At 65.8% G+C, this 15,474-nt stretch carries 14 protein-coding genes; 6 read left to right on the forward strand and 8 right to left on the reverse strand.

The genetic code is table 11. The features are described 5' to 3' along the window. Positions 1-18: 18 nt before the first annotated feature. Complete coding sequence (locus tag THSYN_RS06260) at positions 19-312, reverse strand: nucleotidyltransferase family protein (protein ID WP_100918378.1); 294 nt, start codon at positions 310-312, stop codon at positions 19-21. Between the two features lie 524 nt (positions 313-836). On the opposite strand from THSYN_RS06260, the gene THSYN_RS06265 reads away from it, so the two are divergent. The 4 genes from THSYN_RS06265 to THSYN_RS06280 all read left to right on the forward strand — a co-directional run bounded on the left by THSYN_RS06265 (position 837) and on the right by THSYN_RS06280 (position 6,398). Next, entirely contained in the window at positions 837-3,098 is a 2,262-nt protein-coding gene (locus THSYN_RS06265; protein ID WP_216644690.1) for a DUF3141 domain-containing protein, read from the forward strand. 26 nt (positions 3,099-3,124) lie between these two features. Then, entirely contained in the window at positions 3,125-4,069 is a 945-nt protein-coding gene (locus tag THSYN_RS06270; RefSeq protein ID WP_100918379.1) for a phosphate acetyltransferase, read from the forward strand. After that, the gene (locus THSYN_RS06275; RefSeq protein WP_100918380.1) at positions 4,066-5,259 is read left to right on the forward strand and encodes an acetate/propionate family kinase; all 1,194 of its coding nucleotides are present in this window, start codon (positions 4,066-4,068) and stop codon (positions 5,257-5,259) included. The genes THSYN_RS06270 and THSYN_RS06275 overlap by 4 nt, the downstream gene beginning before the upstream one ends. A gap of 239 nt (positions 5,260-5,498) precedes the next feature. Further along, positions 5,499-6,398: a radical SAM protein gene (locus THSYN_RS06280; RefSeq protein WP_100918381.1), complete on the forward strand. Its 900-nt coding sequence runs from the start codon at positions 5,499-5,501 to the stop codon at positions 6,396-6,398. A gap of 199 nt (positions 6,399-6,597) precedes the next feature. Here the strand turns inward: THSYN_RS06280 and THSYN_RS06285 are convergent, their stop codons facing one another. The 7 genes from THSYN_RS06285 to THSYN_RS06315 form a co-directional block, all read right to left on the reverse strand. Continuing rightward, positions 6,598-7,026, reverse strand: coding sequence for a MaoC family dehydratase (locus THSYN_RS06285; RefSeq protein WP_100918382.1), 429 nt, complete (start codon positions 7,024-7,026; stop codon positions 6,598-6,600). Positions 7,027-7,040: 14 nt separating this feature from the next. Beyond that, positions 7,041-8,693: an electron transfer flavoprotein-ubiquinone oxidoreductase gene (locus tag THSYN_RS06290; protein ID WP_100918383.1), complete on the reverse strand. Its 1,653-nt coding sequence runs from the start codon at positions 8,691-8,693 to the stop codon at positions 7,041-7,043. Between the two features lie 9 nt (positions 8,694-8,702). After that, positions 8,703-10,472, reverse strand: a complete 1,770-nt coding sequence (locus THSYN_RS06295) for an acyl-CoA dehydrogenase (protein ID WP_100918384.1) — start codon at positions 10,470-10,472, stop codon at positions 8,703-8,705. A gap of 14 nt (positions 10,473-10,486) precedes the next feature. Next, positions 10,487-11,416 (reverse strand): electron transfer flavoprotein subunit alpha/FixB family protein, encoded by a 930-nt coding sequence (locus THSYN_RS06300; protein ID WP_100918385.1) that lies wholly within the window; start codon positions 11,414-11,416, stop codon positions 10,487-10,489. Between the two features lie 20 nt (positions 11,417-11,436). After that, the gene (locus THSYN_RS06305; protein ID WP_100918386.1) at positions 11,437-12,180 is read right to left on the reverse strand and encodes an electron transfer flavoprotein subunit beta/FixA family protein; all 744 of its coding nucleotides are present in this window, start codon (positions 12,178-12,180) and stop codon (positions 11,437-11,439) included. 2 nt (positions 12,181-12,182) lie between these two features. Further along, positions 12,183-13,817 (reverse strand): acyl-CoA synthetase, encoded by a 1,635-nt coding sequence (locus tag THSYN_RS06310; protein ID WP_100918387.1) that lies wholly within the window; start codon positions 13,815-13,817, stop codon positions 12,183-12,185. Positions 13,818-14,330: 513 nt separating this feature from the next. Beyond that, entirely contained in the window at positions 14,331-14,546 is a 216-nt protein-coding gene (locus tag THSYN_RS06315; protein WP_216644691.1) for a helix-turn-helix domain-containing protein, read from the reverse strand. A gap of 129 nt (positions 14,547-14,675) precedes the next feature. Here THSYN_RS06315 and THSYN_RS35200 point away from each other — a divergent pair, with 129 nt between their 5' ends. Both THSYN_RS35200 and THSYN_RS06320 read left to right on the forward strand, forming a co-directional pair. Then, on the forward strand, positions 14,676-14,852 hold the full coding sequence (locus THSYN_RS35200; protein ID WP_216644692.1) for a hypothetical protein: 177 nt from the start codon (positions 14,676-14,678) through the stop codon (positions 14,850-14,852). A gap of 49 nt (positions 14,853-14,901) precedes the next feature. Further along, positions 14,902-15,444, forward strand: coding sequence for a porin family protein (locus THSYN_RS06320; RefSeq protein WP_216644693.1), 543 nt, complete (start codon positions 14,902-14,904; stop codon positions 15,442-15,444). Positions 15,445-15,474: the final 30 nt, after the last annotated feature.

Genomic DNA, 15,474 nt, shown 5'->3' on the forward strand with positions numbered 1-15,474 from the left:
CCCGCGGATTCACTGCAATCACGCGACATGGATGAGGTCCCGTGCGACGCCGGCTCGGGCGCGGGGCTTGAGGCCGGACTCCGTGACCAAATCCACGCGCCGTCCCAGGAGTGCCTCGAGTGCCTGCTGCAAGCCACGGTAGCTGTCGTAGCGCGTCGGACCATGAAACTTCACCAGAATGTCGACATCACTGTCCTCGCGCAGTTCGTCCCGGGCGGCAGAGCCGAAGAGTCCGAGCCGCTCGACCTCGAAGCGGCCCTGGATCTCCGAATGACCGGCGCGCAGCTTCTCCAGCGCTTCGGTTCCAGTCATCGTCGATACCTTCAGGTCAATGGCTGGTGCAGGACAGTCTAGAGGATCGGGAATGCGAGGGATGATCATTGTTCTGCCTCTGCCAGGCGCTCCACGTGTCTTCGTCGTCGACACGATAACGGGGCGTCGGCGGCTGCTCAAGGGCTCGGTCAGGCGGTGAGTCGGCCCCGTAGGGTCCGCTGTGCGGACCGAATCTCGCGCCAACCCGGCCGCCGTATGGTCCGCACAGCGGACCCTACCCGGCTCGGTCAGGCGGTAAGTCGGCCTCGTCGGGTCCGCTGTGCGGACCGAAGCCCGCGCAAACCCGACCGACGCATGGTCCGCACAGCGGACCCTACGAGGCCCGACCAGCGCACCGCGGGACCTGACCGTCCACGCCTCCCGCTCGCTACCGTCGAGAAACCGCGTGTCTGCCGCAAGGCTATTGTATTCTGATGGGACCGTCGCCCGCGCGCCGCGGTCCAGGCGCTGATCCGCGGGCAGGCTTGGCCGCCGCCTCAGGCAACCACGAGAGGAATACTGCGATGTCCGACACCCCCAAGACCCCTTCCGACGGCGGTCTGCCCGCCACCCAGGCACCAGCGGCCGCGACGCCGACCACGGGCCTGGACGCCATGCTGCAACCCTGGGGGCCGCTCGGGGAGTATCTGGTGGACGCCGCCCAGCGCACCGTCCTGTTCTGGGACGTGCTGCGGCGGCGCAGTGACCAATACTATGAGCAAAAGGCCAAGGAGGTGCCCCATGTGCTCAGTTTCGGCTCCGAACTGATCCTCGACGGCCGCACCTTCGCGCGCCCGGTGAACTATGGGCTGGTGCGGATCACGCCGCCCGACGGGGTGGTCATCGATCCGCAGAAGCGCCCCTTCGTGGTGGTCGACCCGCGCGCCGGGCATGGCCCCGGGATCGGCGGCTTCAAGGCCGACAGCGAGCTGGGTGTGGCGATGCGCGCCGGCCACCCCTGCTATTTCGTGGGCTTCACCCCCCACCCCATGCCCGGACAGACGATCGAGGACATCGCGCGGGCGGAGGCGGTCTTCCTGGAGAAGGTCATCGAACTGCACCCGCAGGCCGAGGGCAAGCCCTGTGTCATCGGCAATTGCCAGGCCGGCTGGGCGGTGATGATGGTGGCCGCAATCCGCCCGGAACTGTTCGGACCCATCATCATCCCGGGCTCACCCCTGTCCTACTGGGCCGGGGTCCAGGGCGAGAACCCGATGCGCTACTCCGGCGGGCTCGCCGGCGGCAGTTGGATGACGGCGCTGATGGGCGACCTGGGCGGCGGCCGGTTCGACGGCGCCTATCTGGTCAAGAATTTCGAGAACCTCAATCCCGCCAACACCCTCTGGACCAAGAACTACGACCTCTGGGCCACGGTGGATACCGACGCCCAACGCTTCCTGGACTTCGAGAAGTGGTGGGGCGGGCATATCAACCTCAACGCCGAGGAGATGCAGTGGATCGTCGACCACCTGTTCGTCGGCAATCGGCTGGCCACCGCGGAGATCGTCACCAGCGACGGGGTGCGGGTCGACCTGCGCAACATCCGCTCGCCGATCCTGTGCTTCTGTTCCAAGGGCGACAATATCACCCCGCCCCCGCAGGCGCTCGGCTGGATCACCGACCTCTACGCGACGGACGAGGACCTGCGCGCCGCCGCCCAGACCATCGTCTACGCGGTCCACGACCACGTCGGGCACCTGGGCATCTTCGTCTCCGGCAGTGTCGCCAAGAAGGAGCACGAGGAGTTTGCCTCCAACATCGACCTGATCGACGTGCTGCCGCCCGGCCTCTACGAGGCGGTGATGACCCCCAAGACCGCGGAGACGGCCAATCCGGAGCTGATCGGCGGCGACTGGGTCGTCCGCTTCGAGCCGCGCACGCTCGCTGACATCCGGGCCATCGTCCAGCCCGACCTCGAGAACGAGCGCCGCTTCGCCACGGTGCAGCGGGTCTCCGAGATCAATCTCGGTCTGTATCGCACCCTGTTCCAGCCCTTCGTGCAGGCGCTCGGTGGGGCCCGGACCGCCGGACTGCTGCACCAGCTCAATCCGGCCGAGCTGCCCTTCGCGCTGTTCTCGGACCGTAACCCGCTGATGCAGCAGATCGCCAAACTGGCCGAGCAGGTGCGCGCGCAACGCCGGCCGGCGGCGCCGGACAATCCCTTCCTGGCCTGGCAGGCGATGATCTCGGAGGGAATGGTGGCCGCGCTGGATGGCTATCGCGACCTGCGTGACCGCAGGATGGAGGAACTGTTCCTGGGTATCTACGGTTCGCCCCTGCTGCAGGCCCTGGTCGGTATCCGCGCCACCGACACGCCGCCGCGGCGCCGGCCGGGGCTGGAGCCGGAGCGGCTCGCCTTCATCCAGAATCGCATCGGTGAACTCAAGGCGCGGCTCGCCCAGGGCGGCCTGCTCGAGGCCGCGATCCGCGGCCTGGTCTTCATCGGCCTGGCCGGACCCGGGGTGGACGAGCGTGCCTTCAACGCCCTGCGCAAGATCCGCGCCGCGCATGACGGGATGACGCTGGAGGAATTCAAACGGGTGCTGCGCGAGCAGTATTTCTCGCTCCTGCTCGACCAGGACGCGGCGCTGGCCGCGATCCCCAAGATGCTGCCGGACGACGCCGCGGCACGGGCGCAGGCGCTCGCGCTGATCCGGCAGATCAGCTACGCGGGCGGCGCGCTGGACGAGCATCGGGCCGCCCACCTGGCACAGATCGAGGCACTGTTCGCGCCCAAGACCAGGAAGACGCCGGCGGGCGCACCGCGTGCGCGCAAGGCCGACTGACCACCACTGACAACAGGACCCTCTTCATGCCACCGAAACCCGATAAGTACACGGGCCTGATCGCCCGCGCCCAGGCCCTGGAACCCGTCCTGGCCGCGGTCGCCCACCCCTGCGACGAGAGTTCCCTGACCGGGGCGGTCGAAGCCTTCACGATGGGCATCCTAAGACCGATCCTGGTCGGCCCGCGCGCCCGCATCACCGCCGTCGCGGCCCAGTTCAAGCTCGATATCTCCCAACTCGAACTGGTGGACAGCCCCCACAGCCACGCCTCCGCGAACCTGGCGGTCCAACTGGTCCGCGAGGGCAAGGCCGAACTGCTGATGAAGGGCAGCCTGCACACCGACGAGCTGATGGGCGCGGTGGTGGCGTCCGCGACCGGCCTGCGGACCGAGCGGCGGATCAGCCACGCCTTCATCATGGACGTGCCGTCCCTGGACCGCGCCATCATCGTCACCGACGCGGCGATCAACATCTTCCCGACGCTGGAAGACAAGCTGCACATCGTGCAAAACGCCATCGATCTGGCCATCGCCCTGGGCTTTGAAAACCCCAAGGTCGCGATCCTCTCCGCCGTGGAGACGGTGAACCCCAAGATCCCGTCCACGGTGGAGGCCGCCGCCCTGTGCAAGATGGCCGACCGCCACCAGATTACCGGCGGCATCCTGGACGGCCCCCTGGCCCTGGACAACGCCATCGATCTCTTGGCGGCCCAGATCAAGGGGATCGACTCGCCGGTCGCGGGGCTCGCCGACATCCTGGTGGTACCCGATCTGGAGGCCGGCAATATGCTGGCCAAGAGCCTGACCTTCATGGCCGACGCGGACGCGGCCGGCATCGTGCTGGGCGCCCGGGTGCCGATCGTCCTCACGAGCCGCGCCGACTCGCTCAGGGTGCGGCTGGCCTCCTGCGCGGTCGCGGTACTGGTGGTGCAGGCGCGGCGCGAGCAGGCCGGCAAGGCGGTGGCCGGATGAGCGACGCCATACTCGTTGTCAACGCGGGCTCCTCCAGCATCAAGTTCTCGGTCTTCCTGGATCGGGACGGGGAGCGGGCCATCGATCCCCTGCTGAGCGGACAGCTCGAAGGGGTCACGACCGCGCCCCGGTTCCGCGCCCGCGACGCGGCGGGGACCCTCGTCGCCGAGCAGCACTGGACGCAACCCCTGGGACACAACGGCGCCGTCGAGCACATCGCCGACTTCCTGCGCGAACCGCTCAGCGTGCACCGGCTCGCCGCCGTCGGGCATCGGGTGGTGCACGGCGGACTCGCGTTCGCGGCACCGGTCCGGCTGACGCCCGCGATCGTCGCGCAGTTGGAGCAACTGATCCCGCTGGCGCCCCTGCACCAGCCCCACAACCTGGCACCGATCAAGACGCTGCTGACCAACCACCCGCACCTGCCCCAGGTCGCCTGTTTCGACACCGCCTTCCATCGGGGTCAGACCGAGATCGCCCAGGCCTTCGCGCTGCCGCCCGTCATCACCGAGCGCGGCGTGCGGCGCTACGGCTTCCACGGTCTGTCCTATGAGTATGTCGCCAGCGTCCTGCCCGACTACGACGCCCGGGCGGCGCAGGGGCGCACCGTGGTCCTGCACCTGGGCAACGGCGCCAGCGCCTGCGCCATTGCGGACGGCAAGAGCGTGGCGAGCACCATGGGGTTCACCGCGGTGGACGGGCTGCCGATGGGCACCCGCTGCGGCAACCTGGATCCGGGTGTCCTGCTCTACCTGATGGACGAGATGCAGATGGACGTCCGTGCCATCGAGACGCTCATCTACAAAGAGTCCGGGCTGCTCGGCGTCTCGGGTGTCTCCAGCGACATGCGCACCCTGCTCGAATCGGCCGAGCCCCGGGCGCAGTTCGCCATCGAGCTGTTCGTCTATCGCATCGCCCTCGCATTGGGCTCACTCGCCGCCGCCCTGGGCGGGCTCGACGCCATCATCTTCACCGCCGGCATCGGCGAGCACGCCGCCCCGATCCGCGAGCGCGTCTGCCGGGCCGCCGCCTGGCTCGGCGTGACGCTCGATCCCGCGGCAAACAACGCGGCCCGAGGCGCCGCCCGCATCAGCACGGCCGACAGCCGGACCGCGGCCTGGGTCATCCCCACCAATGAGGAACTGATGATCGCGGGGCAAACGCGCGACCTGCTCAGCCGCCTCCCGTGATCGGCCCGGCGCCCGGTCTTGCGCGGGGCGGTCGGTTCTTCGTTGTCGGTTTCGTTGTCGTTGTCGTTGTCGTGATCGTAGTCGTAATCGGAGAAGCCATGCAATTTGGCGTGCCAGAGAATCCGGGGCGCTACGATAAGCTCGATTACGACAACGACAACGACAACGACAACGACAACGACGGGACAAGCATTCGCTAATGACTCTGGAACATTGAACACGAGAAAAGGGGCAGTGCGTTGAACCAGTCTTCACCCATCCGCTATGTCGAGCCGGTCTTCCGACCGCCGAGCGAGGCCGATTCGCTGATCCTGCCGGTCACCGACGGCTGTTCGTGGAACAAGTGCACCTTCTGCGAGATGTATACCGCGCCGCAGAAGCGCTTTCGTGCCCGTGATGAGGGCGAGGTGCTCGACAGCATCCGCCGCACGGGCGAGTGCGGCGGCGATCAGGCGCGGCGGGTGTTCCTGGCTGACGGCGATGCACTGGTGTTGCCGACGCGGCGCCTGCTGGCCTATCTGGAGGCGATCCGCACCCATTTGCCGGGCGTCCATCGTGTCTCCAGCTATTGCCTGGCGCGTAATCTGAAAAGGAAAAGCGTCAGCGAACTGACTGAACTCTGTGATGCCGGCCTGAAGCTTGTCTACCTCGGGGCCGAGTCGGGGGACGACGCGGTGCTCGCGCGGGTGCACAAGGGCGAGGACTTTGAATCGACCCGCGCTGCGCTCGACAAACTGGGTGCGGCCGGCATCCGGCGCTCGGTAATGATCATCAATGGTCTGGGCGGCGAATCACTCACCGTGCAGCACGCCGAGAACTCCGCGCGCCTGATCAATGCCGCTCAACCCGAATATCTGTCCACGCTGGTACTGACGCTGAACGACGGCGGGGCCCGCTATCTCGCGGCTTGGCCCGACTGGAAGGCACTGTCGCAAACGGGCCTGTTCATCGAAATGGAGCGCTTTCTGTCGGCCCTGGAGTTGCGACGGACCATCTTTCGCTCCGACCACGCCTCGAATTGGCTGGTGCTCAAGGGCACGCTCGGCGTTGATAAGGCGCGCCTGCTGGCGCAGGTCAGGACGGCGATCGAGCGACCGGACGCGGTGTCATTGCGGGCGGCCTGGATGCGCGGGTTGTAGGGCGGCGCGAGACGCCGCCCGGTCAATAAACTCAAGAAAGAGTATTTGCCGCAAACGAACGCAAATAAGCGCAAATAAATGGATTTACTGGTTAGCATCGCCGCGGCCATCACCGGGCGGTGAACGGGCAGCAAAGGGTAAGCCCTTGATTATTTGCGTCCATTAGCGTTCATTTGCGGCTAAACTCCTCTTTCTGGAATCAATCCCCAGCGCTCGGCGTCCGCAACCAGGGCACGGACAGGACCGCCTCGCCGGTGACCAGGGTCTTGCCCTGATTGTCTTCGCAGGTCGTCGCCATCGTGACGATGCCCTTGTCCTGCCGGATTGCCGTCACCTCGACCTTGGCAATGACCTCCATGTCGAGGTACACCGGTGACTTGAACTTCAGGTTTTGTCCCAGGTAGATGGCGCCATGGCCCGGCAGCCGTTCACCCAGCAGGGCCGAGAACAGGCTGCCGACCAGCATCCCGTGCACGATGCGTTGTTTGAATGGGGTGCCGGCCGCGTACTCCGCGTCCAGGTGGATACGATTGTGGTCGTCCACCAGATCGGCAAAGTTCTGCACGTCGGCTTCCGTGAAGGTGCGCTTGAGGGTCGCACTGTCTCCTACCTTGATTTCGCGTGACATTCTTTTCAAACTCTCTACATATTCGGATAATTGGGGCCGCCGCCGCCCTCCGGCGCGACCCAGGTGATGTTCTGCGCCGGGTCCTTGATATCGCAGGTCTTGCAGTGCACGCAATTCGCAGTGTTGATCTGGAAGCGCTGCGCGCTGCCCTCGCCGACGATCTCATAAACGCCCGCCGGGCAATAGCGCTGGGCCGGCTCCGCGTATTCCGCCAGGTTACGGCCGAGCGGGATCGCCGGATCGGCCAGGTGCAGGTGGCAGGGCTGGTCCTCCTCGTGGCTGGTGTTGGAGAGGAACACGGAGGAGAGCTTATCGAAGCTCAGCACCCCATCCGGTTTGGGGTAGGCGATGGGCTCGCACTCGCGCGCCGGGCGCAGCCGGGCATAGTCCGGGGTCTTGTCGTGCAGGGCGACCGGCAGCCGGCCGCGAAACACCGTCTGATCCAGGGTGAAGAGGGCGCCGCCGAGCAGGGGGCCGAGTTTGTGTAGCGCCGGGGCGAAAGTGCGGCTGCTTTGCAACTCATCGTAGACCCAGGACGCGCGGAAACGCTCGGCGAATCCGCTGAGATCCCGGCCACCCGGGTCGCCTTGGCCGAGCGCCGCGGCGATCTCCTCGGCGGCCAGCATCCCGCTCTTCATCCCCGTATGGACGCCCTTGAGTTTGGCTGGATTAAGGGTTCCGGCATTGCAGCCCACCAGGAAGCCGCCGGGAAAATGCATGGTCGGCAGCGCATTGAATCCGCCCTTGGTCAGCGCCCGCGCACCATAGGCGACACGCTTGCCGCCTTGCAGATACTGCGCGATCAGCGGGTGATGCTTCATGCGCTGAAAGTCGTCGTAAGGGCTGAGCCAGGGGTTGCTGTAGTTGAGATCCACGACCAAGCCGACCGCGATCTGATGGTTTTCCAGGTGATAGAGAAAGAAGCCCCCGCCGGTGTCGCCCGCCAAGGGCCAGCCGGCTCCGTGAATCACCAGACCCTCCACATGCTGCGGTGGGGGTACATCCCAGAGTTCCTTCAGACCGATACCATAATGCTGGGTGTCGGCCTGCGCATCCAGTCCAAAGCGGGCATACAGGGTCTTGCCCAGTTGACCGCGGCAACCCTCGGCGAACACCGTATAGCGGGCCAGCAAGTCCATACCGGGCGTGAAGCTGTCCTTGTGGGAGCCGTCCGCCGCGATGCCCATATCCCCGGTGGCAATCCCCTTGACCTCTCCCTGCTCCCCGAACAGCACCTGCGCGGCGGCAAAACCCGGGAAGATTTCGACCCCCAAGGCCTCGGCCTGGGTCGCCAGCCACCGGCAGAGATTGCCGACGCTGACGATGTAGCCGTCGTGATTGTGCATGGCACGTGGCAACAGCGCATGGGGGACCTTCCAGGCGCTGCCGGCGCTGCGCAGCAGGTGCATCTCCTCCCGGGTCACGCGGGTGGTGAGCGGGGCGCCGCGCTGCTGCCAATCGGGAAACAACTCGTCGAGCGCGCGGCTCTCGATGACGGCGCCGGAGAGGATGTGCGCGCCCACCTCGGAGCCCTTTTCCACCACGCAGACGCTGGGTTCACGGCCCTGCTCCTGGGCCAACTGCGCCAACCGACAGGCACAGGCCAGCCCCGCCGGCCCGGCGCCGACGATGACGACATCGAACTGCATTGATTCGCGTTCGCTCATGACTGCTGCCTAGAGTTGCTCGACCGTCAGGGCCATGGTGCTTTCACTGCCGGCCAGCACCGAGGCCAGACAGGCCCCGGTCCGCGGCAACAGGTGCTCGCAGAAGAACCGCGTGGTCGTCAGCTTGGCGGTGAGCAGTTGCGGGTCGCCCTCGCCGGCATCGAGCATCGTCTGCGCCTGTTGGGCGCTCTTCACCATGAGCCAGCCCCCGCAGAGATACCCGAACAGCATCAGAAAATTGACGCTGGCACTGCCGGCGAGATGGCGATCGGCCGCCGCCCCATCCAGCAGCGACTGGCGCGCCCTGGTACCGGCCGCGACCGCCGCCTCGAACGCCTTCACCACGCTGCCGTAGCGATAGGGCGTGGAGCGCAATTCGGCCGCGGTCTGTTCCATCTCAGTGAGCAGGGCAAGCAGGGTCTCGCCGTGGTTGGCCAGCATCTTGCGGCCGACGAAATCCAGGGCCTGGATGCCGGTGGTGCCCTCGTAGATGGGCAGGATGCGGGCGTCGCGGTAGTGCTGGGCCGCCCCGGCCTCCTCCACATAGCCCATGCCGCCATCGATCTGGATGCCGAGCGAGGTCAATTCCTGCGCCAGCTCCGTCAACCAGCCCTTGACGATCGGGGTATAGAGCTCGAGCCGGGCAAAGTGGCGGGCGGCGACGGCCGGATCGGTCGCATACAGAGCCCGGTCGGCCTCGGCCGCCGCGACCAATGCGAGCACGCGCATCGCCTCGATGCAGCTCTTCATCGTCATCAACATGCGCCGCACGTCGGGGAATTCGATGATGGGGATGCGTGAGCCGTCGCGCCGCGTCCCCTGCAGCCGGTCCTTGGCATATTGCAGCGCCTCCTGATAGGCGCGCTCGGAGATGGCCAATCCCTGCAGGCCGACCGACTGCCGGGCGTGGTTCATCATCGTGAACATGTACGCTAGGCCATTGTTGGGCTCACCCACCAGGAAGCCGACGGCGTCGGTGAAGTCCATCAGGCAGGTCGGGCTCGCGTGGATACCGAGCTTGTGCTCCAGCGACAGGCAGTTGACCGCGTTGCGCTCGCCCGGCTCGCCCTTGGCGTCGAGCAGGAACTTGGGCACGATGAAGAGTGAAATGCCCTTCACGCCGGGGGGCGCATCGGGCAGCCTGGCCAGCACCAGGTGCACGATGTTATCGGTCATTCCGTGGTCGCCCCAGGTGATGTACAGCTTCTGCCCGGTGATCAGGTAGTGATCGCCTGCGGGCTTGGCCTTGGTCTTGATGGCGGCAAGATCGGAGCCCGCGTCGGCCTCCGTGATATTCATGGTGCCGGTCCATTCACCGGTCGCGAGCTTCGGCAGATACAGTGCCTTGAGGGCGTCGTCGGCATGGTGGCCGATGGCCTCCATCGCGCCCTGGCTCAGCATGGGGCACAGGGCGAAGGCCATATTGGCGGAGTGCCAGATCTCGTTTACCGCGGTACCCAGACAATTGGGCAGGTCCTGGCCCCCGAAGTCCTCCGCAACCGTCAGCGACAGCCAACCGGCATCGGCGAACTGGCGATAGGCGTCCTTGAATCCGGGGCTTTCCTCCACGCCCTGGGCGCCCATCTTGGCGCCCTCGCGGTCGCCCACCCGGTTCAGCGGGGCCAGTACCTCGCTGCCCAGCCGGCCGGCCTCCGAGAGAATGGTCGCCGCCAGATCGGCATTGATCTCGTCATGGCCTGCCGCCGCGCAGAGGGCATCGAAATCGACCACTTTGCGCAGGACGAAATCGACGTCCTGATAGGGGTGCAAATAGCTCATGCTCTGATTCCTGCTCAAATACTGTCAATCAATTCGGGCAAGGCGGTAAAGAGATCCGCGACCAGCCCATAGTCCGCTACCTGGAAGATCGGGGCCTCGGCATCGCTGTTGATGGCGGCGATGACCTTGGACTCCTTCATGCCGGCAAGATGCTGGATGGCCCCGGAGATCCCGACGGCGATATAGAGGTCGGGTGCCACGACCTTGCCGGTCTGCCCCACCTGCAGATCGTTGGGCACATAGCCCGCGTCCACCGCCGCCCGGGTCGCGCCCACCGCGGCACCGAGCTTGTCGGCCAGGCGATAGAGCAGGGCGAAATTCTCCGCCGAACCGACCCCGCGGCCGCCGGATACGACGATGCGTGCCGAGGTGAGTTCCGGCCGGTCGGATTCGACCAGCGATTCACTGACAAAGCGCGTTCTCACCGCCTCGAATACCTCCGATACCGGCGTGATGGCGGCGCTGCCGCCGCTCAATGCCACGGCGGGAAAGGCGGTGGCACGCACCGTCGCCACGATGACTGGGTCCTCGACCTGCACGGTGGCGATGGCATTACCGGCGTAGATGGGTCGCCGGAAGCTGTCGGGGCCGACCACCGCGGTGATGTCCGATAATTGGTTCACCCCCAGGAGCGCCGCCACCCGCGGCATGAAGTCCTTGCCGGTGGTGGTGGCGGGGGCCAGGATATGGCGGTGTCCCGGGGCCAGGGCCACGACCAGGCGGGCGATATTCTCTGCCAACTGGTGGGCATAGGCCGGGGCGTCCGCCAGCAGGACGGTCCGCACGCCGGGGATGGCGGCAACGGCGGCGGCGACGGCCTGGCAGCCGCTGCCGGCGACCAGCACATCAAGGTCGCCGCCGATTTGCGTCGCCGCCGCCAGGGTGTGCAGGGTGGCGGACTTCAGTTGGTGATGGTCGTGCTCAGCGATAACGAGAATACTCATGGCCTGCTCCCCTATAATACCTAGGCCTGATTTTTCAGGCAATCGACCAGCGCCGCCACCGACTCGACCTTGATACCGCCGCGGCGTTCCTCTGGGGGCTTGACCTCCAGGAGCCTGACACCGGTGCCGGGACTGACCGCGAGTGCCGCGGGACTGGTCGTCGCCAGCGGCTTACGCTTGGCCTTCATGATGTCGGGGAGCTTGATATAACGCGGCGTATTCAGACGCAGGTCCGCGGTGACGACCGCGGGCATCGTCAGCGCCAGCGTTTGCAGCCCGCCGTCGATCTCGCGCGTTACCTCCACCTCGGTCCCCTTGACCTCGAGCTTCGAGGCAAAGGTGGCCTGGGGCCAGTCGAGCAGTGCGGCCAGCATCTGGCCGGTCTGGTTATTGTCCGTGTCGATCGCCTGCTTACCCAGCAGCACCAGCCCCGGCTGCTCGTCGCGCACCACCTGTGCCAGCAGGCGGGCGACGGCCAGACCGCTCAACTCGGTATCCTCCGTCTCCACCCAGATGCCGCGATCCGCACCCGCGGCCAGGGCGGAGCGGATCTGTTCCTGTACCGCCTTGGGGCCGATGGAGACCACCACGACCTCGGTGGCGGCCCCGCTCTCCTTCAGCCGCACCGACTCCTCGACGGCGATCTCACAGAAGGGATTGATGGACATTTTGACATTCGCGAGATCGACATTACTGTTGTCGGCCCGGACCCGCACCTTGACGTTGTAGTCAATGACGCGCTTGACGGCTACCAGTACCTTCATTCTCAAACCTCCGGGTTCGCGAGCTGACGCAAGAGATATTTCTGGAGCTTGCCGGTCGAGGTCCGCGGCAAGGTCTGAAACACGACGACCCGCGGCGCCTTGAAGTGCGCCAGACGCTCGCGGCAATACGCGATGACCTCCTGCTCGGTCATTTCCGCACCAGGTTTCAGTGTGATGAAGGCGCAGGGTATTTCACCCCACTTGACGTCGCGCTTGGCCACGACCGCGGCGTCCTGGATCAGTGGATGCTCGAAGAGCGTATTCTCCACCTCGATACTGGAGATATTCTCACCGCCGGAAATGATGATGTCCTTGGAACGGTCCTTGATCTCGAGATAGCCGTCGGGGTGCCATACCGCAAGATCGCCGGAGCGGAACCAGCCGCCCTCGAAGGCCGCCTCGGTGGTCTTCGGATTCTTCAGATAGCCCTTCATGACGATATTGCCGCGCATGAAGATCTCGCCCATGCTCTCGCCGTCCTGCGGCACCGGGACCAGTGTCACCGGGTTGGCCACCATCAGACCCTCCTGCATCGGCACCCGCACGCCCTGGCGCGACTTCATCCGGCTGCGCTCCTCGATCGGCTTGTCATCCCAGTCATGGTTCCAGGCGCACACGACACAGGGGCCGTAGGTCTCAGTCAGGCCGTAGACATGGGTGACGTCGAAGCCCATCTCCTCCATGCCCTGAATCACGGCGGCGGGCGGCGGTGCACCGGCGGTCATGATCCGCACCTGATGGTCGATACCCTCCTTCAGCGGCGCCGGGGCATTCGTGATCATGCTGAGCACGATGGGTGCGCCGCAGAGGTGATCGACCCGTTCCTTCCTGATCAGATCCAGGATGGCGGGGGCCCGTACCTGACGCAGACACACATTCACCCCGGCGACCGCGGCGATCGTCCAGGGAAAACACCAGCCGTTACAGTGGAACATCGGCAGTGTCCACAGATAGATCGCGTGGTTCGGCATGCTCCAGGACAGGGCGTTGCTGACCGCGTTCAGGTAGGCGCCGCGATGGTGATAGACCACACCCTTGGGATCGCCGGTAGTGCCCGATGTATAGTTGAGGCTGATCGCGTTCCATTCGTCGGCGGGGCCTTGCCAGGCGAAGTTTGGATCGGCGTTGGCGAGAAATTCCTCGTAGGTCATCTCGCCCAAGAGTTCCCCGCCCTCGAACGAGGGGTCGTCGATATCGATGACCAGTGGACGCACCTGCATCCGCGCCAGCGCCACACTGACGATCGGCGACATCTCGCGCTCGGTGATCAGCACCTTGGCCTCGGAGTGCTGCATGATGAAGGCCACGGCCCGGGCATCGAGCCGGGTATTGATGGAGTTGAGCACGGCCCCCACCATCGGCACGCCGAAGTGTGCCTCGAAATGCTCGGGCAGGTTCGGGCACATGACCGCGACCGTATCGCCCAGGCCGATGCCGCGCTTACTGAGCGCGCTGGCCAGGCGGCGGCACCGCGCATAGGTCTCGCTCCAGGTGCGCCGGACCTCGCCGTGTACAACCGCAAGCTTGTCCGGAAAGACGGTTGCCGCACGTTCGATAAAGGTCAGGGGGCTCAGGGGCGCGTAGTTGGCAGGGACCTGCGGGAGGTCCCGATTGTAGATGTTGTCCGCAGCAGACATGGGTTTAATAACCTCATTGACAGCATTAGCGTACTCGCGCTCGCGCCGCACGGGGCCGCAATCGTCAGTGCCGGGCCGCCCCGCATCGCTCGCCCCCGGCGGGACCAAGTTAGATGGGGGCCGGTCGCACACTCACCGTTGGTGCAGGGCGCCCCGATCGACCGGTGGGCGCAACCATGGCGCGGCTGCGTCGAGGCTGCGGCGCCACTCTCCCGGCAGCATACTACCCCAGCTAGACAGCGTGTACCGTGCGATGGCGCACCCACGATCCCGGTGATTTCGCGGCCAACGCCAGCCGGGAATCCAAGCGGACGAGGCGTTCAGCGGGGCTGGTGGTCGGGGGCGACTCCAGCCGGGTCGGACTCCCGGTGCCGACAGCAACGCGGCCTTCGTGGTACGAAGTTTTTCGGACATCGCCCTGACTTCGGCCACGCGCCCTTGCGGCAACCCGTCGCGGCCGGGGGCCGCTCCTACGCCGTCGAATCGGCAAAGATCTGCCGGATCAGGTTCCGGTTACGGACCTCGATCTCGGCCTCGATCTCCCTGACGGTGGGTGGGCGTGACCGCGGCGCCCTGACGGTCGAAGAGTGCGACCCCCAGCGACTCCTCCAAGGCGCGAATACTGCGCGAGAAGGCGGGCTGGGACAGGTGTTGTGCCTTGGCGGCACGGTGAAAGGTCCCGTAACGCGAGAGCGCCAGGGCATGGGCCAACTGCTGCAACTTGATCATGATGCATTAAAGGTATCAGAAGACCACAAATCATGCATTTGACTTTCGCCGACAGCGGATTGATCCTTGCCCGCCCAAGTCCGGTGGTTTGATCGTCGGATGCTACCTGCGACCACAAAAGCGATGGAAATGACTCAGCGCAACAACGGCCTATTTGAAATCCTGCCCGCGATTTACCGGGCGGCGGGTATGGCAGTGCTGATCGCGGGACCCGCGGCGGCGCAGGGCCCCGGCTGGAGCTTCGCCGTGTCTCCTTATACCACCAGGAATCACGGCGTCCGTCGGCACTGCATGGGGAACTGTTGAGGTCGAGAAGACCAGCAGTGATGTACTCTCCAAACTCGATCTCGCGTTCATGGGCGCGTTCGAGGCGCGCAACGGCCGCTGGGGCCTGATCGCCGACCTGTTTTACGCCGACCTCTCCCAGACCCGTGCCACGCCGCTCGGTCTACTTTTTTCACGGGGGCGGATCGCGACCGAAGCGAGGGCGTTGAGCGGCTATGCCGCCTATCGGGTCCGTGATGACGAGCGGATCGCCGTTGACCTTACGGTCGGCTTGCGAGTCAACTCCGTGGACCTCGATGTATCGCTCTCGCCCGGCATGCTTGCGGGGCAGCGCTTCGGAGTGAGCGAGACCTGGGTCGATCCGCTGATCCGAGCCCGTGTGCGATTTGTGATCGCCGACGGGTGGTTCGCGACGGCCTTCGCGGATATCGGCGGTTTCGGCGTCGGATCCGACATGACCTGGCAGGCTTTCGCGAGTCTTGGATACCAGTTCAACGCCCGCTGGTCGGTCCAGGGTGGCTGGCGTTACGTCGCGATCGAGAAGCCGATCGAGGGTCGCGATGTCGCGATGGACTTCAGCGGTCCCTTACTCGGCTTCACGGTGCGGTTCTGATGCTAAACCGCGTCTTGAGCGATGGGTGTT

This window comes from Candidatus Thiodictyon syntrophicum, assembly GCF_002813775.1.
Classification (GTDB): Bacteria; Pseudomonadota; Gammaproteobacteria; order Chromatiales; family Chromatiaceae; genus Thiodictyon; species Thiodictyon syntrophicum.